At 54.5% G+C, this 24,265-nt stretch carries 26 protein-coding genes; 6 read left to right on the plus strand and 20 right to left on the minus strand.

Translation table 11 applies throughout. The features are described 5' to 3' along the window. Positions 1-8: 8 nt before the first annotated feature. From rsmB to def, 3 genes are all read right to left on the minus strand, one after another. On the minus strand, positions 9-1,343 hold the full coding sequence (gene rsmB, locus NDQ72_03335) for a 16S rRNA (cytosine(967)-C(5))-methyltransferase RsmB (protein ID WKD28990.1): 1,335 nt from the start codon (positions 1,341-1,343) through the stop codon (positions 9-11). Beyond that, positions 1,340-2,326 (minus strand): methionyl-tRNA formyltransferase, encoded by a 987-nt coding sequence (gene fmt / locus NDQ72_03340; GenBank protein WKD28991.1) that lies wholly within the window; start codon positions 2,324-2,326, stop codon positions 1,340-1,342. The genes rsmB and fmt overlap by 4 nt, the downstream gene beginning before the upstream one ends. A 154-nt stretch (positions 2,327-2,480) precedes the next feature. Next, positions 2,481-2,993, minus strand: coding sequence for a peptide deformylase (gene def, locus NDQ72_03345; protein WKD28992.1), 513 nt, complete (start codon positions 2,991-2,993; stop codon positions 2,481-2,483). A 246-nt stretch (positions 2,994-3,239) separates the two neighbouring features. On the opposite strand from def, the gene NDQ72_03350 reads away from it, so the two are divergent. From NDQ72_03350 to aroE, 5 genes are all read left to right on the plus strand, one after another. After that, the gene (locus tag NDQ72_03350) at positions 3,240-4,034 is read left to right on the plus strand and encodes a peptidoglycan-binding protein (protein ID WKD28993.1); all 795 of its coding nucleotides are present in this window, start codon (positions 3,240-3,242) and stop codon (positions 4,032-4,034) included. A gap of 27 nt (positions 4,035-4,061) precedes the next feature. Beyond that, entirely contained in the window at positions 4,062-5,183 is a 1,122-nt protein-coding gene (dprA, locus tag NDQ72_03355; GenBank protein ID WKD28994.1) for a DNA-processing protein DprA, read from the plus strand. Between the two features lie 81 nt (positions 5,184-5,264). Beyond that, a complete protein-coding gene (locus NDQ72_03360) occupies positions 5,265-5,822 on the plus strand; it encodes a Sua5/YciO/YrdC/YwlC family protein (protein WKD28995.1) in 558 nt (185 codons plus the stop codon). Positions 5,823-5,895: 73 nt separating this feature from the next. After that, positions 5,896-6,828, plus strand: coding sequence for an oxygen-dependent coproporphyrinogen oxidase (gene hemF, locus NDQ72_03365; protein ID WKD28996.1), 933 nt, complete (start codon positions 5,896-5,898; stop codon positions 6,826-6,828). A gap of 9 nt (positions 6,829-6,837) precedes the next feature. Then, complete coding sequence (gene aroE / locus NDQ72_03370) at positions 6,838-7,665, plus strand: shikimate dehydrogenase (protein WKD28997.1); 828 nt, start codon at positions 6,838-6,840, stop codon at positions 7,663-7,665. Between the two features lie 95 nt (positions 7,666-7,760). Here the strand turns inward: aroE and NDQ72_03375 are convergent, their stop codons facing one another. After that, complete coding sequence (locus tag NDQ72_03375; GenBank protein WKD28998.1) at positions 7,761-8,018, minus strand: hypothetical protein; 258 nt, start codon at positions 8,016-8,018, stop codon at positions 7,761-7,763. Positions 8,019-8,040: 22 nt separating this feature from the next. After that, positions 8,041-8,844 carry a M48 family metallopeptidase gene (locus NDQ72_03380; protein ID WKD28999.1) on the minus strand — a complete coding sequence of 268 codons (804 nt, stop codon included), beginning with the start codon at positions 8,842-8,844 and terminating at the stop codon, positions 8,041-8,043. Positions 8,845-8,941: 97 nt separating this feature from the next. Here NDQ72_03380 and NDQ72_03385 point away from each other — a divergent pair, with 97 nt between their 5' ends. Then, positions 8,942-9,820, plus strand: coding sequence for an ATP-binding protein (locus NDQ72_03385; protein WKD29000.1), 879 nt, complete (start codon positions 8,942-8,944; stop codon positions 9,818-9,820). On the opposite strand, the gene NDQ72_03390 is transcribed toward NDQ72_03385, so the two are convergent. From NDQ72_03390 to trmJ, 15 genes are all read right to left on the minus strand, one after another. After that, positions 9,817-10,431 (minus strand): hypothetical protein, encoded by a 615-nt coding sequence (locus NDQ72_03390; protein ID WKD29001.1) that lies wholly within the window; start codon positions 10,429-10,431, stop codon positions 9,817-9,819. The genes NDQ72_03385 and NDQ72_03390 overlap by 4 nt on opposite strands. Before the next feature lie 191 nt (positions 10,432-10,622). Next, positions 10,623-12,026 (minus strand): ribosome biogenesis GTPase Der, encoded by a 1,404-nt coding sequence (gene der, locus NDQ72_03395; GenBank protein ID WKD29002.1) that lies wholly within the window; start codon positions 12,024-12,026, stop codon positions 10,623-10,625. After that, positions 12,023-13,207, minus strand: coding sequence for an outer membrane protein assembly factor BamB (bamB, locus tag NDQ72_03400; protein WKD29003.1), 1,185 nt, complete (start codon positions 13,205-13,207; stop codon positions 12,023-12,025). Before bamB ends, der begins: the two co-directional genes overlap by 4 nt. Then, positions 13,204-13,863 (minus strand): tetratricopeptide repeat protein, encoded by a 660-nt coding sequence (locus NDQ72_03405; GenBank protein ID WKD29004.1) that lies wholly within the window; start codon positions 13,861-13,863, stop codon positions 13,204-13,206. The genes bamB and NDQ72_03405 overlap by 4 nt, the downstream gene beginning before the upstream one ends. 76 nt (positions 13,864-13,939) lie before the next feature. Next, positions 13,940-15,235: a histidine--tRNA ligase gene (hisS, locus tag NDQ72_03410; GenBank protein ID WKD29005.1), complete on the minus strand. Its 1,296-nt coding sequence runs from the start codon at positions 15,233-15,235 to the stop codon at positions 13,940-13,942. 86 nt (positions 15,236-15,321) lie between these two features. Beyond that, complete coding sequence (gene ispG / locus NDQ72_03415) at positions 15,322-16,437, minus strand: flavodoxin-dependent (E)-4-hydroxy-3-methylbut-2-enyl-diphosphate synthase (protein ID WKD29006.1); 1,116 nt, start codon at positions 16,435-16,437, stop codon at positions 15,322-15,324. Positions 16,438-16,445: 8 nt separating this feature from the next. Continuing rightward, complete coding sequence (locus tag NDQ72_03420; GenBank protein WKD29007.1) at positions 16,446-17,441, minus strand: DUF4115 domain-containing protein; 996 nt, start codon at positions 17,439-17,441, stop codon at positions 16,446-16,448. Positions 17,442-17,480: 39 nt separating this feature from the next. After that, positions 17,481-18,215, minus strand: a complete 735-nt coding sequence (pilW, locus tag NDQ72_03425) for a type IV pilus biogenesis/stability protein PilW (protein ID WKD29008.1) — start codon at positions 18,213-18,215, stop codon at positions 17,481-17,483. 188 nt (positions 18,216-18,403) lie between these two features. Then, positions 18,404-19,588: a 23S rRNA (adenine(2503)-C(2))-methyltransferase RlmN gene (gene rlmN / locus NDQ72_03430; protein ID WKD29009.1), complete on the minus strand. Its 1,185-nt coding sequence runs from the start codon at positions 19,586-19,588 to the stop codon at positions 18,404-18,406. 85 nt (positions 19,589-19,673) lie between these two features. Next, positions 19,674-20,099: a nucleoside-diphosphate kinase gene (ndk, locus tag NDQ72_03435; GenBank protein ID WKD29010.1), complete on the minus strand. Its 426-nt coding sequence runs from the start codon at positions 20,097-20,099 to the stop codon at positions 19,674-19,676. 166 nt (positions 20,100-20,265) lie between these two features. Further along, positions 20,266-20,592 carry an iron-sulfur cluster assembly accessory protein gene (locus NDQ72_03440; GenBank protein WKD29011.1) on the minus strand — a complete coding sequence of 109 codons (327 nt, stop codon included), beginning with the start codon at positions 20,590-20,592 and terminating at the stop codon, positions 20,266-20,268. Positions 20,593-20,648: 56 nt separating this feature from the next. After that, positions 20,649-21,815, minus strand: coding sequence for an aminotransferase class V-fold PLP-dependent enzyme (locus NDQ72_03445; protein WKD29012.1), 1,167 nt, complete (start codon positions 21,813-21,815; stop codon positions 20,649-20,651). Between the two features lie 31 nt (positions 21,816-21,846). After that, positions 21,847-22,314 (minus strand): Fe-S cluster assembly transcriptional regulator IscR, encoded by a 468-nt coding sequence (iscR, locus tag NDQ72_03450; GenBank protein WKD29013.1) that lies wholly within the window; start codon positions 22,312-22,314, stop codon positions 21,847-21,849. A gap of 76 nt (positions 22,315-22,390) precedes the next feature. Beyond that, positions 22,391-23,344 carry a serine O-acetyltransferase gene (cysE, locus tag NDQ72_03455; GenBank protein ID WKD29014.1) on the minus strand — a complete coding sequence of 318 codons (954 nt, stop codon included), beginning with the start codon at positions 23,342-23,344 and terminating at the stop codon, positions 22,391-22,393. Positions 23,345-23,517: 173 nt separating this feature from the next. Continuing rightward, the gene (gene trmJ / locus NDQ72_03460; GenBank protein WKD29015.1) at positions 23,518-24,264 is read right to left on the minus strand and encodes a tRNA (cytosine(32)/uridine(32)-2'-O)-methyltransferase TrmJ; all 747 of its coding nucleotides are present in this window, start codon (positions 24,262-24,264) and stop codon (positions 23,518-23,520) included. Position 24,265: the final 1 nt, after the last annotated feature.

The following is a 24,265-nucleotide window of genomic DNA, read 5'->3' on the forward strand; positions in this document are numbered from 1 at the left end:
GCAGTATATTAAGCAGTACGCTTCTCTAGTCTGGCATAAAAAAAGCCATCATGACTGCTTTGCGCGGGAAACAGTTGACGTCCTTGGCCACTTGGTTCGCCCCAGGCTACGTCATTTGGCGTGGTGACTTCTGCATCGGGCGTGCGGTCAAGAAAGGCATTGATTTGCTCAGCGTTTTCCTCGGGCAGCACTGAACAGGTGGCGTATAGCAAGGTGCCGCCTGGGCGAAGTAGTGACCAAAGGTTATCCAGCAGTTGGCGCTGTAGCTTAGCGAGCTGGCGAATATCCTCTTTACGGCGCAGTTTTTTAATGTCGGGGTGACGACGAATAACGCCTGTGCCAGAACAGGGCGCATCAAGCAAAATCGCGTCGAAAGGCGCGCCATTCCACCAGTCTTGCTGGGTAGCATCAGCGTGCTGCAGTTCCGCCGTTAAGCCTAGGCGGTTCAGTGTATCGTCTACACGCCCTAAGCGCTGGTTGTCGCTATCAATGGCCGTCAGAGCAATATCAAACTGCTCTAATAGGTGGGCAGTTTTACCGCCAGGTGCACAGCAAGCATCGAGAACGTGAGCGCCTGGGCGGGGGGCTAATGCAGGCCCTAACAGGGCGGCGGAGAGCTGAGCGGCTTCGTCTTGGACGCTGACATGACCTTCTTCAAAGCCGGGAAGTATGGTGACATCACAGGGTGCATCCAAGGTAATGCCATCCGGCGCATGTAGGCATAGGTGCCCACTTAATCCCTGCTCGGTCAACTGTTGTAAATAGGCTTCACGGTCGTTGTGGTGCTGATTGACTCTCAGCGTCATGGGGCCTGGTTCATTGTTCGCTGCGGCAATGGCGCGCCACTGTTCAGGCCAAGCGCTGCGCAACGCATTAAGCAGCCAGGGCGGGTGCTCCAGGGCAACGCTCTCATCTAGGTCAACAGCGGCTTGAAGCTCTTCGGATTCACGCTGGAGGCGGCGCAGGCAGCCGTTAAGCACTCGGGTGGCCCACTCTTTGCCTAGCAGGCGAGCGGCGCCAGCGGTTTCGCCAACCGCCGCGTGGGCCGGAATACGCATATAAAGCAGCTGGTAGATTCCTACCAGTAACAAGGCGTGAACATCGCTATCGCGCTTTTTAAAAGGCTGCTTGAGCAGTGCGCCAGCCAATGCTTCCAGGCGCGGTAAGCGTCGGCAAGTACCGTAACACAGCTCTTTTAACAGGCTGCGGTCGCGGGCAATCACGCTGTGCTCATCTAGCCCGGCTAGCGAGCCTTGGTCAGTCAAAACAGGGACTAGCGCACGGGCGGCCGCGGCGCGAACTTCCTGGCCGCTGCCGCCTTTGGGTGGGCGATTCTGGCTCATTCACTAACTCCTTGATGAGCGGCGGCGTGCCCAAGGCGTGCGCCGACGGTAAGCGGGGTTTGACGGGCGTTAAGCAGGTCGCGCACGGCCATCGCTTTACCACCAGGTAACTGGGCGTGGCTAACGCATAGTACTTCTTGGCCTTGCTCGCCACAGGCAATGCGTAGGTGATCCTCGCCATGTTGAAGTAGTGTGCCGGGCGAAGTGGGAGGCTGTTCGCCTAGTTCAACACTGGCCATCAACAAACGTAAGCGATCATTGCCTAACGTGCACCAAGCCACTGGCCACGGGTTAAAGGCACGGATTTTGCGCGCTAGCTGCTCGGCAGGCTGATGAAAGTCCAGCTCTGCTTCCGCCTTACTGAGCTTAGCGGCGTAGGTGACGCCCTCGTCAGGTTGCGGTGTTGCTTTTAAATCGTTGCTGTCCAGCGCATCCAGCACGTTAATCAGCGCATTCGCCCCTTGAATGGCCAGCCGATCATGCAAGTCTCCGCCCGTGGTGCGCGAGGTGATTGGCGTACGAACTTCATACAGCATCTCACCGGTATCCAGGCCCGCATCCATCTGCATAATGGTGACGCCTGATGCGCTATCACCGGCTTCAATAGCGCGTTGGATGGGGGCAGCACCTCGCCAGCGTGGCAGCAGAGAGGCGTGTACGTTGATACAGCCTAAACGGGGAATGTCGAGCACGGCCTGTGGCAGTAGTAGCCCGTAAGCAACGACAACCATTACATCGGCATTCAATGCTGCCAGTTCCGCTTGGGCGTCAGAGTCTTTTAAGCTGACGGGCTGGTAGACAGGTAGCCCATGCTCAACAGCGAGCTGCTTGACGGGGCTGGGGGTGAGCTTGCGCCCGCGGCCTGCTGGGCGGTCAGGTTGAGTATATACCGCTACCACTTGATGCTGACTTTCGAGCACGGCAGCAAGGCTTGAGGCGGCGAAATCAGGCGTGCCAGCAAAAACAACGCGCAACTGTGACATGGTGATGACTACCTAGCATTGAAGGGGGAAAGTAATCGTGTGCCGTGGGGGAAACAAATAAAGGCCGAGAAGCAACGCTACAACGCACCAGCAATAACGTTCAGTGCGTTTGCAGCGTGTCAGCTCGGCCAGCAATAACACGGCGTAGGTCGGTTTATGCGTTGTTTAATAGCTTGTGGCGTTTTTGCATCTTTTTCATCACTCGGTCACGCTTTAGGGGTGATAAGTAGTCAACAAAAAGCACGCCTTCCAAATGGTCGTACTCATGCTGAATGCAGTGGGCTAATAAACCATCGGCTTCTAGCTCGTAGGGCTCACCACTACGATCTAGCGCGTTCAGCTTTACTTTTAAATAGCGCGGTACTTCCGCGTAGTATTCCGGAATCGATAAACAGCCTTCAGAAAGCGGCTCTTTTTCGTCACCAATCGGCTCATAGCGCGGATTAATAAGTACTAGCGGCTGCGAGTTATCGTCGCTGACATCCATTACTACGACACGCCGATGAACATCGATTTGCGTCGCTGCAAGGCCAATGCCGCGCGCGTCGTACATGGTCTCCAACATATCGTCGACGAGCTGGCGGACCTCATCGTCAACGGTTTCCACCGGTGCAGCCTTGGTGCGCAGGCGCTCGTCGGGGAATTCGAGAATAGGAAGTTTGGCCATGGCGTTACAATCACCGTTATGCTGAGTCTTTAATATGAGCAGGCCTTGCCACCTGTGTTGGCAGGCCTAAGTGCTTTACTATCGGCCACTATATCATGCTGTAAGCGTTCCTGGGCACGCACAACGCCATGCAGCTCCCCTCAACGGCTTCACCCATAACTGACAAGAGAGCACAGGATGGTGGTGAAAAGGGCAGTGGCGAAAAGGTTTCTTTATTATAGCGTGTCGTTGGCATGTTTGACGCTTATGACGACCGCCGCATTTGCGTGGGAATCACCGCAGCGGGTGGTAACGCTTTCTCCCCAGATGCGCGCCGTTCCTCAGCAAGAGGCAATGGCGCCGCTGCCGATGGAAACGATCCGGGCGTTTTTGCGAGCGCACCGAGTCGCAGAGCCGGACACGCCTATACGGGAGCTGGCCTACGTCGTGGGCGGTGAGAATCAACGATTGTTGAGTGGCGCAGGAGATACGTTGTATGCGCGCGGCGTACTACCGTCCAGAGCGCGTTTAGGAATTTATCGTCCGGGCGAGCATTATGTTTCCGCTGAGGGTACCCCGTTGGGTACGGAGTTAATCAATATTGGCCAAGCGCGCCAGCTCAGCAGAGAGGGAGATATTGCCCGCCTAGAAGTGCTCAGCGCCTACCAGGAGGTGCGTAATAACGATATTTTGCTGCCGCTTGACACCCCGCTGTTTGCATCTCCGTCGTCAGAAAATAGTTTTCAGCCTCGTTTACCGTTGAACGATGTCGCTGGTCAGATTATTGCGGTACCTGGCGGAGTGCGCTTTATTGGACGCTTACAAATAGTGGCCCTGGATATTGGTACTCAGGATGGCTTGCAGCCCGGCCATGTATTACATGTTGGCCAGCAGGGGGAACTTGTTAACGACCCGCGTAGCCAAGAGCTTCTGCAACTACCCGCCACTGAAGCGGGAAGCGTCATGGTGGTAAAGCCGTATAGCCTGATGAGCTATGCGTTGGTGATGCAGACATCGAACGTTTTAGCGGTTGGAGACCGGGTACACTCGCCGGTACGCTAAACACCATACAACTAACAGGGGATAGGTATGGATGCCAAGGAGTGGCTAGTGGTGAATGAGCTACCGGGTATGGGGGCGCTTCGCACCGCAGCGCTGGCTGCGAAGCAGCCGCAATGGCCCCATGGCTGGCTTGCTGGGTTGCCCAGCAACGCCGCGAGTGCACTGCGGCTTTGGCTAGCGCAGCCAGAGCGAAGCCCGTTGCAGCAGGCAGTCGACCATACCTTCGCATGGCTGGCGGCCGCGCCTAATCGCCATTTGCTCCATCGTAATCACCCCGCATGGCCTGAGTTGCTCGATCAATTGCCGGATCCCCCCGTGGTGCTGTGGGCACAAGGTGATCTTAGTGCACTAGATGGCCCAAAACTGGCCATGGTGGGCACTCGGCGTCCCACTACTGAAGGAAGCGGTAATGCTCAGGCGTTTGCCAGAGAGCTTGTTAATCGCGGCTGGTGCATCGTCAGCGGCATGGCTCTCGGAGTTGATGGGGTGGCACAGCGCGCAGCGTTAGCGGCAGGAGGGCAGTCGATTGCGGTGCTTGGCTGTGGCGTTGATGTTATTTATCCGCCCCGTCACCGTGATTTACATGAGCAGCTAAGCAGCGTGCGAGGAGGCTTGTTATTATCTGAGCATCCGCCGGGAACCGTTGCTCGGCCAGCCTTCTTTCCTCGACGGAACCGAATTGTGACCGGCCTTTCATTAGGTACGTTAGTGGTCGAAGCGACTGAGAAGAGCGGCTCATTGGTCAGCGCACGATTAGCCCTTGAGCAAGACCGTGAGTTGTTTGCACTGCCCGGGTCGCTACATAACGTGCAGGCTCGTGGTTGCCTGCAGTTATTACGTAGCGGTGCAACGCTGGTGCGTCATGTGGACGATATTTTAGAAGAGTTGCAGCACTGGGCTGAACGCTATATGCCAACCGATCCACGTACTATCGCTGACAACGCAAGCCTTGATTTGCCTATTGAAAACGATGAGCCCAAGGACAACCTACTAAGCGCGCTGGGCGCAACGCCAACGCCGATTGATATATTGGTTCAGAGCGCGGGCCTTACGGTCAGTGAATGCCAACAACGGTTATTGATGCTGGAGCTTGATGGCAAAGTGGCGCAGCAAGCGGGTGGCTGGGTGCGTTTGACGCGGCCATGGTAGGATGTAAGTAACCGTTTTTCATCTACTGAAGATGTAACAATCTCAGGTGATGAGGGGCCGCGTTTGTAACGAGGAGCATCTATGAAATCGGCTGTTGAGGTTAAAGAGGCGGTACGAACATTAAAAGAGGGGGGCGTTATCGCCTGCCCCACCGAAGCAGTCTGGGGGCTGAGCTGTGACCCAGATAACGATGAAGCGTTAGCGCATTTGATGCGTATGAAAGAGCGTGATCCCGCCAAAGGGGTGATTCTTGTTGCTGCGAATATTCAGCAATTTCAGCCTTGGCTAAACCAACTGCCAGTTGCACTGCATGCGCCCTTAGCGGCCAGTTGGCCTGGCCCCAATACCTGGCTAGTGCCTGACAATGGCCGTAGTCATGGTTTGGTACGCGGTGCCCATCAAAGTGTGGCTCTGCGGGTGACCGACCATCCACTAATGAAAGCGCTCTGTGAGGCTTTTGGTGGCCCGCTCGTCTCTACCTCTGCTAATCGCGCGGGCGACCCACCCGCCATGAGCGCTGATGAAGTCGCGGCTATTTTCGGTGAGGAGGTCGCGGCGATTGTCGCGGGTGAGCTTGGAGGAAACGCAAAGCCCAGCACCATCAGAGACCTGGTGTCGGGCAAAGTCATGCGTTCATAGCGAAGCGCCTTGAGCTTTCTCTGCCGTTGACTACTTACCAATCACACTTATCCTCAACCTCTTTGGAGTTACTGTGGCTCACGAGCACCTAGACGACGTTAAACATTACCTTCTGGATCTGCAGGAGCGGTTGTGTGCAGGGCTTGCCGCTGCTGACGGAAAAGCAACATTTAAAGAAGATAGCTGGCAGCGTGAAGAAGGCGGTGGCGGACGTTCAAGGGTCATCGAAGAGGGCGCTGTTTTCGAGAAAGGTGGTGTTAATTTTTCACATGTTTACGGTGCTCAGTTGCCCCCCTCGGCGACGGCGGCACGACCGGAACTAGCCGGACGTAGCTTTCATGCGGTGGGTGTTTCCTGGGTGCTCCATCCTGAAAATCCTAATGTGCCGACAAGTCATGGAAACGTGCGCTTTTTTATCGCTGAAAAACAGGGTGAAGCGCCGGTATGGTGGTTTGGTGGTGGCTTTGATCTAACGCCTTACTACCCGGTGTTTGAAGATGTTGTGCACTGGCATCGGGTTGCCCAGGCTGCCTGCGTGCCATTTGGCGAAGAGGTATATCCGCGCTACAAAGCGTGGTGCGATGAGTACTTCTACCTTAAGCATCGCGACGAGACACGCGGTGTTGGTGGGCTGTTTTTCGATGATTTAAATGAAGGCAGTTTCGACGACTGTTTTGCTTTTCAGCGTGCGGTGGGCGACAGCTTTTTGGACGCCTACGTACCGATTGTAGAGCGCCGTAAGGGTGATGCATGGGGTGAAAAAGAGCGTGATTTTCAGCTTTACCGCCGCGGCCGCTATGTAGAATTTAACTTAGTGTGGGATAGGGGCACTCTGTTTGGCTTGCAAAGTGGTGGGCGCACCGAATCTATCTTGATGTCGATGCCGCCGCTAGCCCGTTGGGAGTACGCATTTACACCACCCGAGGGCAGCCGAGAGGCTAAGTTGCACGAGTACTTGGTGCCACGCGACTGGCTAGCCGAAGCCACCCAGTTGGGTAAAGTGTAAGGAGCCTGTATGACCGACCGTTACTGTGTCTTTGGAAACCCGATTAAGCACTCTAAGTCGCCATTAATTCACGAAGAGTTTGCTAATCAAACTCAGCAACCTATGACCTATACCGCCGAACTTGCACCGGTGGAAGGTTTTGTCAGCGCCTGGCGAGAATTTGTGGCAGCGGGTGGTCGAGGGGCGAACGTGACTGTCCCCTTCAAAGGCGATGCCTTTGCGCTGTGCGATACCCTGAGCCACCGCGCCAAGCGCGCTCAGGCGGTGAATACGCTGATTGTCGGCGGCAATGGCCGTACCTACGGTGATACCACTGACGGTATTGGGCTGGTGCGTGACCTTGGATACCATCACGTGCCCATTAAGGATAAACGCGTGCTGGTGATCGGTGCCGGTGGTGCAGTGCGTGGTGTGCTTGAACCGCTGCTTGCCGAGCAACCTCGTGACGTTGTTATCGTCAATCGGACGGCGGACAAAGCCGCCCAATTAGCAGATGCATTTGCCGACTTAGGCACCCTTCATGGCGGTGGGTTTGAGACGTTAGAAGGCCAGTTTGATCTGGTGATCAATGGCACCAGCGCCAGTCTTTCTGGGGATTTGCCGCCGCTGCCGGATAACTTATTTAATCAAGGCGCTTGGGCCTACGACATGATGTATGGCTCAGAACCCACGGTGTTTTTGCAGTGGGCAGGCCCACGCGGCGCCAAGTTGCTCGATGGCCTGGGGATGCTGGTTGAACAAGCTGCTGAATCTTTCTTTTTATGGCGTAACCTGCGACCCGCAACAGCCCCGGTGCGTACACTGTTAAGGCAATCGTTGAACGTCGCCAGTGACTAGCGATAGCGAGCGTTTCCATACGCTCTGAAGATAAGACAGCAAAAGGCAGCCATTGCGGCTGCCTTTATTGGTTAGTGCTGGTTGTTCTCGCATGTTTAGCGAGATTTGGTGTAAAAGCCAATCATGCACATAACGAGACCAACCACAGAGACCAGCATACCGCCGTTAACCAGCAGCGGTGAGCGCTCAAGCCACGATACAAAGGGCTGCGGCGTGTCACGGCACGCATTTGTCAGGTAATCCCAATGCCCCCCGTCGAGCTGGCAAGCGCGTACGTCACCCAGTTCCCAGAAATAGACGCCGAGCAACACTAAAATCGGCAAGACAAGCAGCAATAAACCAATTCGAATCATTCAAACCTCAACACTAAGATGCTTAGGGGCGTGGGCAGTTGGGCGTGCGGCCGCTATTGCGTGCCTGCTCGTAGCTTGCCATGGCGTTATTCATGCTGGCTTGAAGTCCTTCGATACGCTGGCCTTCACTTGGGTGCGTCGACATCCAGGCGGGCGGAGCGCCACCGCCGGAGGCCGCCTGCATATTTTCCCAAACGGTAACGCTTTCCCGTGGATCAAAACCGGCTTGGGCCATTAACTGAAGGCCGATAACATCGGCTTCACTTTCATGACGACGGGAGAACGGCAACGCAATACCGTATTCCGCTCCCATTCCCAGCACCCCCATCAGTTGTTGGCCACCCGGGGTTTGCATGCCGGAGGTGCTGGCAAGCACCGATAAACCAAGTGACGTTGCGCTTTTTGTTGAGGCGCGTTCGTTGGCATGATTCGCAATGACGTGACCAATTTCGTGGCCGACAACCGAGGCTAGCTGGTTTTGATTGGTGGCGATATCAAGCATGCCCGTATTCACACCCATGTAGCCACCGGGCAGAGCAAAGGCGTTGGGCTGTTCAGATTCAAAGACACGGATTTGCCAATCAAGATTACGCTGTTCGGCTGGCAATACTTCTACAATGGCATCTGCGATGCACTGCACATAGCGATGGCTTGCCTGACCTGCGGTGGGAATATCTTGTTGATACTGCGCAAAGGCTTGCTGGCCCATTTGATTGAGCTGATCATCTGAAAGCAGCAGCAACTGAGAACGACCGGTAGGTGACGTGGAGCATGCTGCGACAGAAGCACACAGTGCGGTAACAGCCAAGGGACGAAGCCAGCGCATAAGCGGTTTCCTTATAGACGAGTAGGGATCTTTGCACACAAGATAACCACTGTCAGTGGTAAATCAACTCATATCATAACGCACTCTGAGGACAATCATGGATGCTGAATTGAGCCACCGCTTAACGCGGTTGCTGGACCACGTAGAACACTGGTTGCCGCCTGTACCGACCCAGGTGGATTGGGACAAGCATGTGGCGGCTATTTGGCAGCGCCATCCGTTAGGTGGACGATTGGTTCCCGTACCACCGCGCGACACGATGACGCTGGATGATCTGTTAGGCATCGAGCGTCAAAAATTAGCCTTAGTCGATAACACCCGTGCATTTTTGCAGGGGCTACCTGCCAACCATGGTTTGCTGTGGGGATCACGTGGCAGCGGGAAGTCATCGGTGATTCGTGCGCTGCTTAACTCGTTGGCGAATGATGGGCTGCGCTTGATTCAAGTGGATCGCCACGATTTAGGTAGTCTGCCGATATTGGTAGAACAGCTGCGCGATACGCCGCATCGTTTCGTGGTGTATTGCGACGATCTTTCGTTTGAAGGTAATGATGATGCTTACAAGGCGCTAAAAAGCGTCTTAGACGGCGCATTAACGGGGCCGCCGGAAAACGTCTTGTTGTATGCCACTTCTAACCGCCGCCATTTATTGCCGGAATCCATGGACGACAATAGCGGTACACGTCTTGTCGGTGAAGAGCTGCATCACGGTGACGCTGTTGAGGAAAAGATCTCATTGTCGGATCGTTTCGGCTTATGGTTAGGTTTTCATCCTTTCAGCCAGGCGACTTACCTAGAGGTCTGTGAGCACTGGGTGGCTCGTATTGGTGATAAGCAGGATTGGGGTGAGGCCGCACGGGCAGAAGCGGTTCGCTTTGCCACGCTAAGAGGAGGGCGCAGTGGCCGAACGGCTTGGCAGTTTGCAGCCCAGTGGGTGGGCCGCAAACGGCTTCATGAAGGAAGTCGTCAGGCTTAACGCACAGGCGTCAACTGGCCGTCGGCGCCTACGTTTAGGCGAATGGTCGGCGTTAAAAGCCCTGCAGGTAATGTCATACCCAGTCCACGCAGGTCTCCTGGCGTGATAGCAAGCTCACTGCCAGGCGGTAGTGAGCCCTGGGTGGCTAACTGGCTGGCGAGTTCTAGCATTGGCATCATACGCTGGGTGTCGGTAGTCAGGATATCAAACGATACCGGTAGACGTAACGTTGAGTCTTCCCCTGATGTTAGCGTTACATCCTCTTGATATTGGCCTTGCACTGGATCGACCCCCGGCATATCGAGCATCCAACGGAAGCCTGACATCTCAACAGCGGGCATACCGGTAGGTAAACCAAGGCCCATCGCTAAGGTGGCCTGAACGGGCAAGCTGCCAGTGCCAAGGCTAGACGCAAGCAAACTTGTCAGGTCGCTAGTATCAAGCCCTGCTTGCACGTTATAAGGGCCAATACGTACCTCTTCAATGCCCAGCGATGTGACCGCCAAGCGAAAGGCAAATAAGCCTGTTTGGGGCAGAGCAAGGCAACCTGCTAGCAAGCTTGCCATCAGCAGTAAGAGCAACCCGCGCCCACGTTTAATTGCGTAGTGCATTAATAATATCTCTCCTAAGAAGGGCAAAGGTTCAGAGGTGCATAATGTCAGAGAGGCGATTGCCGAAAAACGCGGCTATTTGAGAGCTAGTGCGGATAGCTGTCAAGCAAATTTACTCGATAATGGGGGCCATCAACCAAAACGCCTGCTGATGAGGGTCAGCAGGCGTTTGGTAGATTAATGAGCGAGCCTCAGCGGCGGCTTTTACGTGCTTCTTTAGTACGGTTGAGCTCGCGTTTTTTGGCTTTCTCTTTATCGCTTGCCCCTGCCATGTGGTCAAACGGGTTGCTACCCGAACGGAACTCAAAGCGCATTGGCGTACCGCGAACCTTCAACACTTTGCGGAAGGTGTTGGTTAGATAGCGGCGATAGGCTTCCGGCAGTGATTCAGTCTGATTGCCATGCACTACGATGATAGGCGGGTTGCTACCACCTTGGTGTGCCATGCGCAGTTTGATACGCCGGCCGTTAACCATGGGCGGCGGGTGCTGGCTGACCGCATCTTGAAGCAGCGTGGTCAATCGGTTGGTCGACCAATGAGCGTTCGCAGCATTGAAAGCTCGTTCGATCGAAGGATAAAGATCACCCACAGCGGTGCCGTGCAGGGCGGAGATAAAATGCATCTCGGCATACTCGGCAAAGCCCAAGCGGCGCTTAATTTCTGCGCGCATTTTCTCTTTCGCTTCGCTTTCCAGTCCGTCCCACTTATTGATGGCCAGTACTAACGCGCGGCCAGTGGTTAGCACGTAGTCTAGCAGGTGAAGATCTTGCTCAACTAAACCGCTGCGCGCATCCAGTACCATGACCGCGACGTGACACTCTTTGATCGCATCAAGGGTTTTGATAATGGAAAACTTTTCAGCAATCTCGCGAACGTTCTTACGCCGCCGAATACCTGCAGTATCAACCAATACGTAGGGCTTACCACGACGCTCGAACGGGATTTCAATCGCATCGCGGGTAGTGCCTGCCTCATCGAATACAACAACGCGCTCTTCACCCAACAGCCGATTAACCAATGTGGATTTGCCCACATTAGGACGGCCAATAACACCGATACGAATGCCTTTGGTGCCCGTGTCCCCAGGAATGCTGGGATCGCGCTCGGGAAACGGCTCCAGCACGGTATCAATGAGCAGTGAGACATTGCGACCATGGGCGGCAGCAATCGGCCATGGGTCGCCAAGCCCTAAGGTCCAGAAGTCGGCCATGGCCGAATGCTCTTCTAAACCATCGGTTTTGTTGACTACCAGCCAGGTTTTTTTCTGATTAACGCGCAGATGATTCGCAATGGCCTCATCAGCCACGTTAAGCCCTGCGCGGGCGTCTACTAGAAACAGTACAATATCGGCTTCATCAATGGCGGCCAGGGACTGTTCGGCCATTGCCGCATCAATCCCTTCTTCGTCACCGCTGATGCCGCCGGTATCAATCACCGTATACGCTTTGCCGCCTAGCATTCCGTTCCCGTATTTACGGTCACGGGTAAGGCCAGGAAAGTCCGCTACGAGCGCATCGCGTGAGCGGGTTAGGCGGTTAAACAACGTCGATTTGCCCACATTGGGCCGACCGACTAAAGCAATGACGGGTGTCATGGGGTTACTTCCAGGGTTTCCAGGCGACCATTATTGGCCTGGACATGAATGGTGCTGCCTTCAGTGGCAGGACGCACGCTGATGCCAGATTTGTGCACGCGCGTACGGCCTACTAACGTGCCTTCGCGGGCATCAAGTAGATGAACGTAGCCTTCGAAGTCACCGACGACCACGCGGCCATCTGCAAATGCAGGTGCTGTTAACCGGCGGTCTTCCAAGTCATCGTTACGCCACACTTCTTGTCCGTTGTCGGCATTCAGGCCAACGACGTGGCTATCATCAGTGACCACTAGCAGAATGTTACCTACCAAAATAGGCGTATGGCGGCTAGATAAGTTGCTTTCCCATAGAACGCCACCGCGGGTTGCTTCCAAAGCTACGACGCTACCGTTATAGCTAGTAACGAAAAGTCGACCATCAGGCGTTACTACCGGCTGACCGGCAAGATCAACCAACCTGTCGACGTCGCTACGTCCGCGGGGAGTCGCAATTTGTAACTCCCACAGTGGCTGACCATTGCGGTTGTCTAATGTTGCTAGGCGTCCGTTAGCAAAACCAACAAAGCTTACAGGATCAATGACCATTGGCGTGCCGGTACCACGAAGGGTGAGCGACGGTTGTGAGCTGGCATATACCCAACGCTCCTCGCCAGTGACGCGGTCGAGCGCGGTGATTTGGCCATCAACGCTCTGCACCAGTAGTAGCTGTTGATTCGCTTGAGGTGCTGCCAGCACTTCACTGGAAACCCGTGAGCGCCAATTGACACTACCGTCGCGCTGATCCAGAGAAATAACTTCACCGTTACGGGTGCCTAAATAAACCTGACCTGCAATAGCGTTAAGCGCGCTTGAAATAGGCGTATCCAGCTCGATTTCCCACTTGCGTTCGCCGTTATCCGCATTAAATGCGGCCACCAGTCCATTGGCATCCGCAGCAAATACGCTGTCGCCTTCACGCGCCGGAGCAATGGGGTAACGGGCACGACCAAGACCATCGCCTACGTCTCTGTCCCATACCTCATTAAGTGTTGAGGTTGCTGTAAAACTACGCAGCTCTTTAGGCGAGTCAGCCGTTTCGCCTTTACTGGCACAGCCTGCTAGCAAGGCGAGTGCCACGGCTCCGACGGTAATGCGCACAGACGGCTTTGAAAGTAGCGATTTGGGAAGACTGGTCATGATCATTGTGTCACCTCTTCGACGCCGAGATCATCAAGCTTGAACTGTACGCCGTAAAGCGGCTGATTCTGGGTTTGGGCCAGTTCTAGCACAGTTTGCCAAGCGTCTCGCGCTTGTTCTGTTTGGTCTAACGCAGCGTAAGCGTCGCCGCGCACGTTAGCCTGTTGAGCTGCCAGAGCATCGGTAATCGACTCATCTAACAAACTCAGGGCGGCTTGTGGATTGCCGTTTGCAATCTCAATACGCGCTAATCTCAGCCATGCAAGGCTTTGCACATAGCGGCGAGAGGAGTCGCTAGCCACGTTCTCAAGCGCGCTTTTCGCTGCATCAAGATCACCCTGTTGAACGGCTAAACGTGCTTCCAGCAGTTGCGCTAACTCTGCGTAGAGGGTATCGCCATGGTCACTGGTGATGTCATCAATGAGCTCACGGGCATTGGCTAACTGATCATCTGCCAAAGTGTTGCCCGCGGTCATATTGACGAGTTGCTGATAACGCACGGAGGCGGCTTCTGCCTGGCCTTCTTGATAGTTTTGCCATGCATTCCAGCCAAACACACCCGCCGCAGCAAGAACAGCCCCTGCTATGAGAGAGGTTCCGTTCTCTTTCCACCAGCGTTTAATTACCTCTAGCTGTTCTTCTTCGCTTCTCAGCTCCGCCACGGGCGGCCTCCTGTTCTTTAGCTCAGCCGCAAGGGCGGCTGGCGAGTGTTCGTCTGCCAGAGAGTAGGCAGTAAGGTTAGTGGGGCACTAGGTTTTGCAGTGTCGCGGTGAGCTCAGCCTGAGATACGCGCAACTGTTCGCGATCATCACGCAGGAACTTAAGCGTTACGGCTTGCTCTGCTAGCTCATCTTCGCCCAATAAGACTGCAACAGGTGCGTTGCTTTTGTCCGCTTTTTTCATACGGCTTTTAAAACTGCCGCCACCACAGTGCAACTGCAGCCTAAGGGTTGGCAGCTCACTACGTAGTTTTTCAGCCAGGGTGAGGGCGACAATGGTCGCGTTGTCATCCATGGGTAGCAGATAAACATCGCAGCCACCTAGCGCTTCTTCTGGAATCAGGTCTAATGTTTCCAGCAGCAATATTAAGCGCTCGATACCCATGGCAAAACCAACCGCTGGCGTGGGCTTTCCGCCTAGTTGTTCGACCAGGCCATCGTAGCGACCGCCTGCACATACCGTGCCCTGGCTGCCTAGGGCCGTGGTCGTCCACTCAAATACCGTACGGCAGTAGTAATCAAGACCGCGTACCAAGCGTGGGTTAACAACGTAGTTAATGCCTGCTGCATCCAGCACTGCTTTGAGTTGCTCGAAATGTGTCCGCGACTCATCGTCCAAATGATCCATCAGCTGCGGCGCACCGTTGAGCATTTCCGCCATCGCTGGATTCTTGGAATCCAAAATGCGCAGTGGGTTGCTGGTGAGGCGACGCTTAGAGTCATCATCAAGGACGTCGTGATGCTGGTCAAAATAAGCGACGAGCTTATCGCGATAGGCCGCGCGCGCCTCTGTGGAGCCTAGGGAGTTAAGCTCTAGCGTCACATGTTCCAGTAAGCCCAGCTCTTGCCATAGACGTGCTGAAAGCAGAATGACTTCCGCATCGATATCCGGCCCATCAAAGCCGTACGTTTCTACGCCTACCTGATGGAATTGACGATAGCGGCCTTTTTGCGGACGCTCGTGGCGGAACATCGGGCCTTGATACCACAACCGTTGCGTTTGGTTATGCAGCAAACCATGTTCCATCGCTGCCCGTACACAGCTAGCTGTACCTTCGGGTCGCAGCGTTAGGCTGTCGCCGTTGCGGTCGTCGAACGTGTACATCTCTTTTTCGACAATATCGGTGACTTCACCAATAGAGCGAGCAAATAGCGCCGTTTGTTCAACAATGGGCGTACGGATTTCATCAAAGCCATAGCGATGCATCAGCTGACGCACCTTGGCTTCAAAAAATTGCCAGCGGGGGCTTTCGCTGGGCAATAAATCATTCATACCACGAATAGCTTGAATTTTTTTTGCGGCGGACTTGCTCAATGAAAACTCCTTGTATGGGAGACAACACTGGGGCGGGGAAAAAGGTTATGCCCGCCTCCAGGTTGGGTATCACTTGCTCGGCTTTTTTAAACGCTGCGAGCAATCATGTCGTCTTCTTGCTGCTGTTTTTGGCGTACTTTCTCGCGGATCAATTTTTCCAGGTCATCCACCAGGTGGTCGTTACGCAGCTTGCTAGCGGGTTTGCCATCGATGTACACCAAGTTGGCAGGTGAGCCGCCGGTTAGGCCAATATCGGTTTCTTTCGCTTCACCTGGGCCATTAACGACGCAACCAATCACCGATACGTCCAGTGGGGTCATGACGTCTTCAAGCCGCTCTTCTAGCTGGTTCATGGTGCTGATAACATCAAAATTCTGCCGTGAGCAGCTGGGGCAGGCAATAAAATTAATGCCTTTGGCTCGCAGCCTTAGGCTTTTAAGCATGTCAAAGCCGACTTTAATTTCTTCCACTGGGTCGGCGGCGAGCGATACGCGAATTGTGTCGCCAATGCCATCCATTAGCAGCATGCCAAGGCCAATCGACGATTTCACCGTACCCGAACGCAGGCCGCCGGCTTCGGTAATACCTAGATGAAGTGGCTGCTCGATACGGGTAGCCAGGTCGCGGTACGCGGCTACCGCCATAAACACATCTGAGGCTTTGACGCTGACTTTAAATTCCTGGAAATCAAGGCGATCCAGGTAATCAATATGCCTCATGGCCGACTCCACTAACGCTGCGGGAGTGGGCTCGCCATACTTTTTCTGTAGATCTTTTTCCAGCGATCCGGCATTGACGCCAATACGAATCGGTATGCCATTATCGCGGGCAGCATTAACAACCGCACGTACGCGATCTTCGCGGCCAATGTTACCTGGGTTAATACGCAAGCAGTCGACACCTAGTTCGGCGACACGCAGGGCAATTTTGTAGTCAAAATGAATGTCTGCCACCAGTGGGACATCGACACGCTGCTTAATTTTGCCAAAGCTTTCAGCGGCGTCCATATCGGGTACTGAAACGCGGACAATATCGGCTCCCGCTTTTTCTAACTGCTGAATTTGTGCCACGGTGGCATCGACGTCCAGCGTATTGGTGTTGGTCATGCTCTGAACAGCAATAGGTGCATCACCACCTACGGCCACATTGCCAACGTGAATTTGACGCGAGAAGCGGCGTTTAATCGGAGAAGGGGCGTGCATAAGACGGGTCACTCTCCCAGGGTAAAGCGGGCAACATTATTGGCACCGGCGCGCTGTACAAGGTTAACGTCCTCGCCTTCATAGCGCAGCTCTACGCCGGTGGCATTGCCGATAGTTAAACGAAAAGGCGGTTCGCCCTCAACACTTGCTGTGGTGCCAGGCGTTTGCAGACCAACGAACACCCGTTGGTTATTGGCATCAAAAATTTCAGTCCACGACTGCTCGTTAAACGTAAGTTCAAGCAGGTTCGGGTTTGTTGCTGGCGCTGTTTCGACCGTGGTGTCTTCGCTGTCAGTGGCAGCGTCCGCTTGTTCTGCGGTATCTGCAGCGGTGAACTCAGCAGCTTCTGCCCCTTCGGCAGACGTAGACGACTCAGCGGCTGACTCAATGGCAGCCGTTGCGGCGTTAGCCGCTCCCTCATCGACTCCCTCGGCCGTGCCGGTTTGTTGTGCTGGGGCGTTGTTAGACAGCTGAGGGGTAGCAGCCAGCGTTTGTTCAGTCGGTGTTACATTTTCGGCTGGCGTATCGCTGGAGCCGCCTTCTTCTAGTGAAGGATTGCTCCCCATGCTGGGGGGCTCGCTGCCGCCACGGCTTTGCCACCACATGACCGTGACGGCAATCAAGGCAACAATAACTAGCAGGGTGACTAGCTTAAATAACCATGCACCAATACGCGATGGTGGCCGGGTGACTGACACTGGAGCCACCCGACGGTCTGTCTCTGTACTCCCATGGTTAGCCTGGTAGGCCTCAAGTACTAGACGGTCATCCATGCCCAGGTATTTTGCATAAGCACGTAAATAGCCCCGGCGATAAGCGGCAACAGGGATCTCTTCGTAGTTATCTTGTTCTAAACCGTCGACAACCGCAGGGCGTAAATTAAGCGCCCGTGCGGCATCGGTAAGCGGTACGCCGAGAGCTTCGCGTTGGCGTGAGAGAAGCTCGCCGGGTGTGGCAATTGGGCTAGAGGTCGTAACATTATCGTATGATTGTGTATCGCTCATAGCTGAGCATCCTTCAATAATTAGGTGGTCAGGGCACCGTTAGTCAATATTCAATAAGCGCTGGTAGTTCGCAGCCGCAGCGAGATCACCACGGGCGTGGGCGATATCGATCGCCATTTCCAACGCGACTGGATCTTGCCCGGCCAGCTGCAAATAGCGCTGCAGCGGCTCCCAGGCTTGACCATAATTGCCCTGTGAAGCTTCAAGTTCGGCTAATAATAAATATCCACGCGGGCTACGTGGATCAATGCTCACTGCGCGCAATAGGCGTTTGCGCGCTTCATCAATGTTATCGGCTGCCAGATAGCACTGCCCTAGGTTAGTAAATAGCTGGGCACGATTGGCATACTGGGCATCGTGAGATGCTATTTCTAACTGTTCGCAAGCGGCGTTGAACTGCCCCTGCTGATATAAAAACGCCGCGTAATTATTACGCGCACGTGTCAAAGAAGGTGCTGTGTTAATCGCTTGCTGAAAATAGCGATTTGCAAGCTCATGTTCATTCTGCTGTTGATAGACCAGCGCAAGCGCCTGAAGTGCCTCGGCATTGCGTGGATTAATTTCAAGCGCACGATCCAGCGCGCTGAGCGCACGGGTTAGGTTGTCGCGTTCTAGGTAAGCAACGCCTAGTTGGGTGTAAGCGTCTGCAGCGTCATCGTCAGCCTGAGAAGACGTGCTACCTGACGTGGCACAGCCAGCTAACAACATGCTGCTTACTAGCACGCACAGCATGTGAACCCGGGATGGGTAACGTCGCCAGCGGTGACCGATCATGTACACCCTCTTGTAGTCGCTATCTGCTAATAACAATCTTCTATTAACTATCTTCTAATAACTATCTGCTAATAACCATCTTGCAGTGATCATCAGATGCATCGTCATTCGATAGAACTGCACTTGTGGCGGTTTGAAAACGTGTCCATCAAAGCGCCGCACTCGATGGAAGTCAAGATAACAGCGGTTTAGTCCGCATCAAGCTGTACAGACTGAATATAGCGCGCACTTCGCTTAGTGCGGTCTTTCACCTTTCCTACCAGTTGGCCACAAGCAGCGTCGATATCATCGCCCCGCGTGATACGTACGGTGGCGTTATAACCCAGGTCGTATAGCCATTGCTGAAAGCGCATCACTTGGTTACGTGAGGGCTTTTCGTAGCCTGAATTAGGAAATGGATTGAACGGTATCAGGTTGATTTTGCAGGGCAGCTCTTTTAGCAGTGCCGCCAGTTGTTCAGCATGTTCCTGCTGATCATTCACATCTCTAATGAGCGTATATTCGATGGTAACCTGACGGTTATCCGGGCATTTGGATAGGTAACGGTGACAGGCATCCAGAAGCGCACGAATATTATATTTACGGTTAATCGGTACCAGCTCGTTGCGTAGCTCATCAGTAGAAGCGTGCAACGAAATGGCTAAGCTTACGTCGATCTCATCGCCAAGCTTATCTATCATCGGCACAACGCCTGATGTGGAAAGCGTGACGCGGCGTTTGGAAAGTCCGTAGCCGTTGTCGTCGAGCATCAGCTTCATTGCTGGCACGACGTTATCAAAGTTAAGCAGTGGCTCACCCATGCCCATCATGACTACGTTAGTCACCGGACGGTTAGCGGTATCGCGGCGCGGGCCTACGCTACGCTGGGCGACCCACACCTGGCCGATAATTTCGGCAGCGGTCAGATTGCGCTGGAAGCCTTGTTTGCCCGTTGAGCAAAAACTGCAGTCTAACGAGCAGCCTACCTGGGAAGAGACGCATAGCGTCCGGCGTTTGCCATTTTCCGCAGGAATCAGCACCGTTTCCACGTAGCTGCCATCTTCTACTTCCAGAACCCACTTGCGTGTGCCGTCGCTGGAAGTGCCTTCATAGACAACGCCAGGGCCGCGAATCTCTGCCAGCCGAGCCAGTTTTTCACGCAGCGGTTTGGATAGATTCGTCATGGCAGCAAAATCATCGCTACCTTCCTGGTGAATCCACTTCATTAGCTGGGCGGCACGAAACTTCTTTTCGCCAATCGACAAAAAGAAGTCCTCCATCTGCTCGCGAGACATGCCCAGCAGGTTCTGGCGCTCTGGCGCATTAGTGGCGGCAGGTTCGCTGTCGGTCGAGGAGAGAGAGGTAGGCGTATGTTGAGCTACGGTAGTGGTCATGGCGGTCAGCGTTCAGAGAAAAGGCGGGGGCATAGCCCCCGCGAAAATGGCCGGCAACGGATGTTGAATCGGCGGCACGCTTGGTTTAGCGCGGGCAAATTTCGTCGTTACCGAAGAAGTAGCTAATTTCGCGCTCAGCGCTTTCCGGAGAATCAGAACCATGGACAGCGTTTGCGTCGATTGTTTCCGCAAAGTCAGCGCGGATAGTGCCGGGTGCCGCTTCTTTCGGGTTAGTAGCCCCCATCAGGTCGCGGTTTTTAGCAATAGCGCCTTCGCCTTCTAGTACCTGCACAACAACCGGGCCAGAGGTCATGAAGCCCACCAGGTCTTTAAAGAAAGGACGCTCTTTATGCTCGGCGTAGAAACCGCCTGCTTTTTCTTCAGAAAGATGAACCATCTTCGCAGCAACAACTTTCAAGCCTGCTTTTTCAAAGCGAGAAATGATGTCGCCAATCGCATTTTTAGCAACGGCATCAGGCTTGATAATAGAAAGAGTACGTTCAATTGCCATGGTGGAATCTCCTTAAGAGGCATAAAGCAGAAGTGCCGCCCCGGAAAGCCGAGGCGGCGCAGGAAAAAAAGAGTCGGCAGGGCGGTTGTGCATTACCGATTGCCGAGTGGCCGCGATTATAGCGCCTCAAGGGGGTGATGAATACCGGTGATGCAGCGCTAAACGCTTAGACCGTGAAGCTTTCGCCACAGCCACACTCATCTTTGACGTTGGGATTGTTGAAGCGGAAAAAGCGATTCAGCCCTTCGCTGACATAGTCCACTTCACTGCCATTGAGTATTTCTAGCGCGTCTGGCGCGATATACACGCTGGCACCGTGCTCTTCAAAGCGAATTTCGTCATCGCTCACGTCGTCGGCAAAGTCGAGTACGTAGCTATAGCCCGAGCAGCCGCTAGGCTTTACAGAAACGCGCAGCCCAAGCCCCTGGCCACGCTCATCGAGAACGTGACGGATTTGCTGAGCCGCAGCAGGGGTAATGTTGAGAGTTGCCATCGGGCGTCCTCCTTCAAGAAGTCGGTAGGTTGATTGCCAAGTGTGGCATCAGCCGTTTAACGCGTTGAGCGTAGTCCGCTCAATGCGTGGCGCAGTAGTGTCAGCGCATGATCAATGTCGGCGTCAGTAGTGAAACGCCCAAAACTAAAACGTAGCGATGAGAGTGCAAGGGCGCGCGGTGTGCCGATTCCCAATAAAACGTAGGAAGGGTCGACGCTAGCAGAGTTGCAGGCAGACCCGGTTGACACAGCAACATCGCGCAGCGCCATCAATAGAGATTCACCGTCTACCCCTTTAAATGCCAGGTTTAAAATATTGGGAACGGCATTGTCCAACGGAGAGTTGGCAAAGACACCATCAACATCTTCTAGCCCTTTTAGGAAGCGCGCGTGTAGCTGGGCAATATGGGCTTGGTCTTCCTGGTGATGGTGTTGCATTAGCGCAAACGCTTCACCCATGCCGGCAATTTGATGGGTCGGAAGTGTGCCAGAGCGCATGCCTCGCTCGTGGCCACCACCATGGATAAGTGCTTCTATGCGTATATCTGGATGGCGTTTGACGTAAAGCGCACCAACGCCTTTGGGGCCATAAACTTTATGTCCAGACAGCGACATCAAATCAATTTGTTGCGCCACCACATCTAACGGAATACGTCCTACAGCTTGGGCCGCATCAGTATGAAAAACAGCCCCGAACTCATGGGTGACCTCTGCCAGCGCGGCAATATCATTAATGCTACCCAATTCGTTATTGACCGCCATTAATGACACGAGTGCCGTGTCGTCTCGCATGGCGGCGCGCAGTTGTTCTGGCGTGGTTCGCCCGTCTCGCCCAGGCGTGAGCCACGTCACTTCAAAACCTTCGCTTTCCAGGGCGTTGGCAGTATCCACTATCGCTTTATGCTCAATGGTGGACGTTACCAGATGCATGCCGCGCTCACGATTGGCGCGCATGTAGCCGATCAGCGCTAGATTGTTGGCCTCAGTGGCACCGCTGGTCCAAACCACTTCACGCGGGTCTGCGTTAATGGTATCGGCGACTTGACGGCGAGCCTGCTCTACCACCTGTTCCGCCTGCCAGCCCAGCATGTGACTGCGCGAGGCTGGGTTGGCGAACAGCTGATCAGCGGTTAAATAGCGCTGCATGACGTCGGCCACACGGGTATCGACCGGCGTGGTCGCGGCATAGTCTAAATAAATCGGCAGCGAAGGGGTGGAAGTCATCGTCATAGAGTCCAACGTGCAGTGAAAGCCGTTAAGGGGATGAGGCGAGAATGCCTGCTTCTACGCGCTGCTTTTGCCGAGAGGCAATGCGTATAACATCGGGGCGTTGCATCAGTTGTGCAAGGCTGGTGTCATCAAGGAAATTACGAATCTGCCCTGATAGATCACACCATAGGTGATGGGTTAGGCAGGTGTCGCCTTGTTGGCAGTCTGAAAGCCCTTGGCAGCGTGTTGCATCCACGGTCTCATTAACGGCGTCAATCACTTGGGAAACGCTGATGTCTTCGGCTGGTTTAGCCAGCAAATAGCCGCCACCAGGACCACGCACGCTGCTAACTAGACCCGCTCGACGCAGGCGTGCAAATAGTTGCTCAAGATAAGAGAGCGAAATTTCCTGACGCTGAGAAATATCCCCCAAGCTGGTCGGACCTTGGGGGGTATTTATCGCCAAATCGAGCATGGCGGTAACGGCGTAACGGCCTTTAGTGGTCAAGCGCATGACAGGCACCTCGACGCTGAACCTCAGCGCACTTACGGCAAATGTAGCGCCATTATGGAAATCCTGAGTGCTTTGGTCAACTATTGCGCGATGTCGTTGAATCAGAGGTTGCGTCAGCCGCTGAGTCAGATGGCGAGTTAGCCGTTGAATCAGGAGCGGTTTGCTGCGTGCTGGCGGCGGCTGTCTCGGTCGTTTCGGCGTTGGCTTTTGGCTCGGAACTGTGTTTGCCAATCCCTGGGCAGCCTGTGTCGTTTTCATCAAGAATGTCGGCGAAATCTTCATCGCGCAGAGCCGGGAGTTGGCCGTCGCGATAGTTGGCATCCAATTGACGCAGTGTCGAGCACATACGCTCAATGCGTTCATCCACGGCGTGCATGTGATCAAGCATCGCCTGCATCGAACGTGCCACAGGGTCGGGCATATCCTGGCTTACACCATAAGCATCGAAGCCAAATTTTTGGCAAATCGCTTCGCGGCGAGCCGGGTCAACATCTAACGCTTCCTCCACATCGGGGTCGGCGCGTTTAACGATTTTGCCAGGAATGCCCACCACCGTAGCGCCGGATGGCACTTCTTTGGTGACCACCGCATTAGAGCCAATTTTAGCCCCCGCGCCAACGGTGAATGGGCCAAGGATCTTAGCGCCAGCGCCAACAATGACGCCATCTTCTAACGTAGGGTGACGCTTGCCCTTATTCCAGCTGGTGCCGCCTAAGGTAACGCCTTGATAAAGGGTCACGTTATCGCCGACTAGCGCTGTTTCACCAATCACCACGCCCATGCCGTGATCAATAAAGAAACGGCGGCCAATAGTGGCGCCTGGGTGAATCTCAATGCCGGTCAGCCAGCGGGAAAACGTCGATAGCGTTCGCGCCAACCATTTAAAATTTTTCTTCCATAGCCAGTGACTGCAGCGGTGAAGCAGCAGGGCGTGCAGGCCGGGATAGTTGGTCAGCACCTCAAGAGAGTTACGTGCCGCTGGGTCGCGGTCGAATACGCTATTAATGTCTTCACGCAGGCGTTGAAACATGGGTGATCCTTGGGCGTTAAAGGGCGGTAATCATCAGCTCTTGGAATATGGTGCTGGGAATATGGTACTTGAAATATAGTTAGTGCAATGCAGCGCGGCGCCAAAAAAATGATGTTGGGGCGCGCCGGTGCGACTTCAAGCTTCGGTTGCCCAAGCCGCAGCGGTGATCAGCGCTATGGATGATGTTTGTCTGTCGCTTTTTCGGTTGCCGAAAGAATGCCACGCAGAATATTCATCTCCATTTTTTCAGGACGAGCACGTAGGTACAGGCGACGCAATCTCGCCATCAGTTGGCGCGGCTGTGCGGGGTCATGAAATTCAATGGCTATCAGCGTGCGCTCCAAATGCTCAAAGTAGCGCTCTAGTTCGGCATGGGTGGCCAGCGCATCATCCGGCTCTTCAGCGGTGCTAGCGCTATCTTGTTGGCTTAGCCATGCCATGCGGCACTCATAGGCAATCACCTGAACGGCGGCGGCTAGGTTTAGCGAGCTGAAATCCGCATTGGTGGGGATATGTACGTGGGCATGGCAGCGCTGTAGCTCGGCATTGGTTAAGCCGCTGTCCTCGCGGCCAAACACCAGCGCGACACGTGCATTGTCGGGCTGGCACTCGCTGGGCAAGCGCTCGGCTAGCTCGCGTGGGGAAATCATTGGCCAGGGCAGCGTGCGCGAACGAGCGCTAGCGCCCACGGCAAGCGTACAGTCAGCAACGGCGTCTTCAAGAGAGGCGTGAACGTTTGCCTGATGCAGCAGGTGGTCGGCTCCCGACGCGCGGGAAATGCTGTCTTGGGTAATCACCTCACAGCGCGGTGCCACCAGGGCTAAATCGGCTAAGCCCATGTTGTGCATGGCGCGGGCGACGCCGCCAATATTACCAGGATGGCTAGTGCCAATAAGAACAATACGGATGCGCTCAAGCATA

Source organism: Halomonas sp. KG2, from assembly GCA_030440445.1.
GTDB lineage: Bacteria > Pseudomonadota > Gammaproteobacteria > Pseudomonadales > Halomonadaceae > Vreelandella.

Excerpts from the sequence above, each read along its gene's own strand:
- dprA (WKD28994.1), top strand. The coding sequence starts at position 4,062 with ATGGATGCCAAGGAGTGGCTAGTGGTGAATGAGCTACCGGGTATGGGG.
- iscR (WKD29013.1), bottom strand. The coding sequence starts at position 22,314 with ATGCGCTTGACCACTAAAGGCCGTTACGCCGTTACCGCCATGCTCGAT.
- NDQ72_03390 (WKD29001.1), bottom strand. The coding sequence starts at position 10,431 with ATGCACTACGCAATTAAACGTGGGCGCGGGTTGCTCTTACTGCTGATG.
- fmt (WKD28991.1), bottom strand. The coding sequence starts at position 2,326 with ATGTCACAGTTGCGCGTTGTTTTTGCTGGCACGCCTGATTTCGCCGCC.
- NDQ72_03420 (WKD29007.1), bottom strand. The coding sequence starts at position 17,441 with ATGAGCGATACACAATCATACGATAATGTTACGACCTCTAGCCCAATT.
- NDQ72_03445 (WKD29012.1), bottom strand. The coding sequence starts at position 21,815 with ATGACTTCCACCCCTTCGCTGCCGATTTATTTAGACTATGCCGCGACC.
- ispG (WKD29006.1), bottom strand. The coding sequence starts at position 16,437 with ATGCACGCCCCTTCTCCGATTAAACGCCGCTTCTCGCGTCAAATTCAC.
- rlmN (WKD29009.1), bottom strand. The coding sequence starts at position 19,588 with ATGACCACTACCGTAGCTCAACATACGCCTACCTCTCTCTCCTCGACC.
- NDQ72_03350 (WKD28993.1), top strand. The coding sequence starts at position 3,240 with ATGACGACCGCCGCATTTGCGTGGGAATCACCGCAGCGGGTGGTAACG.
- pilW (WKD29008.1), bottom strand. The coding sequence starts at position 18,215 with ATGATCGGTCACCGCTGGCGACGTTACCCATCCCGGGTTCACATGCTG.
- aroE (WKD28997.1), top strand. The coding sequence starts at position 6,838 with ATGACCGACCGTTACTGTGTCTTTGGAAACCCGATTAAGCACTCTAAG.
- der (WKD29002.1), bottom strand. The coding sequence starts at position 12,026 with ATGACACCCGTCATTGCTTTAGTCGGTCGGCCCAATGTGGGCAAATCG.
- NDQ72_03385 (WKD29000.1), top strand. The coding sequence starts at position 8,942 with ATGGATGCTGAATTGAGCCACCGCTTAACGCGGTTGCTGGACCACGTA.
- NDQ72_03380 (WKD28999.1), bottom strand. The coding sequence starts at position 8,844 with ATGCGCTGGCTTCGTCCCTTGGCTGTTACCGCACTGTGTGCTTCTGTC.
- NDQ72_03360 (WKD28995.1), top strand. The coding sequence starts at position 5,265 with ATGAAATCGGCTGTTGAGGTTAAAGAGGCGGTACGAACATTAAAAGAG.
- ndk (WKD29010.1), bottom strand. The coding sequence starts at position 20,099 with ATGGCAATTGAACGTACTCTTTCTATTATCAAGCCTGATGCCGTTGCT.
- rsmB (WKD28990.1), bottom strand. The coding sequence starts at position 1,343 with ATGAGCCAGAATCGCCCACCCAAAGGCGGCAGCGGCCAGGAAGTTCGC.
- bamB (WKD29003.1), bottom strand. The coding sequence starts at position 13,207 with ATGATCATGACCAGTCTTCCCAAATCGCTACTTTCAAAGCCGTCTGTG.
- NDQ72_03375 (WKD28998.1), bottom strand. The coding sequence starts at position 8,018 with ATGATTCGAATTGGTTTATTGCTGCTTGTCTTGCCGATTTTAGTGTTG.
- def (WKD28992.1), bottom strand. The coding sequence starts at position 2,993 with ATGGCCAAACTTCCTATTCTCGAATTCCCCGACGAGCGCCTGCGCACC.
- cysE (WKD29014.1), bottom strand. The coding sequence starts at position 23,344 with ATGTTTCAACGCCTGCGTGAAGACATTAATAGCGTATTCGACCGCGAC.
- trmJ (WKD29015.1), bottom strand. The coding sequence starts at position 24,264 with ATGCTTGAGCGCATCCGTATTGTTCTTATTGGCACTAGCCATCCTGGT.
- NDQ72_03440 (WKD29011.1), bottom strand. The coding sequence starts at position 20,592 with ATGGCAACTCTCAACATTACCCCTGCTGCGGCTCAGCAAATCCGTCAC.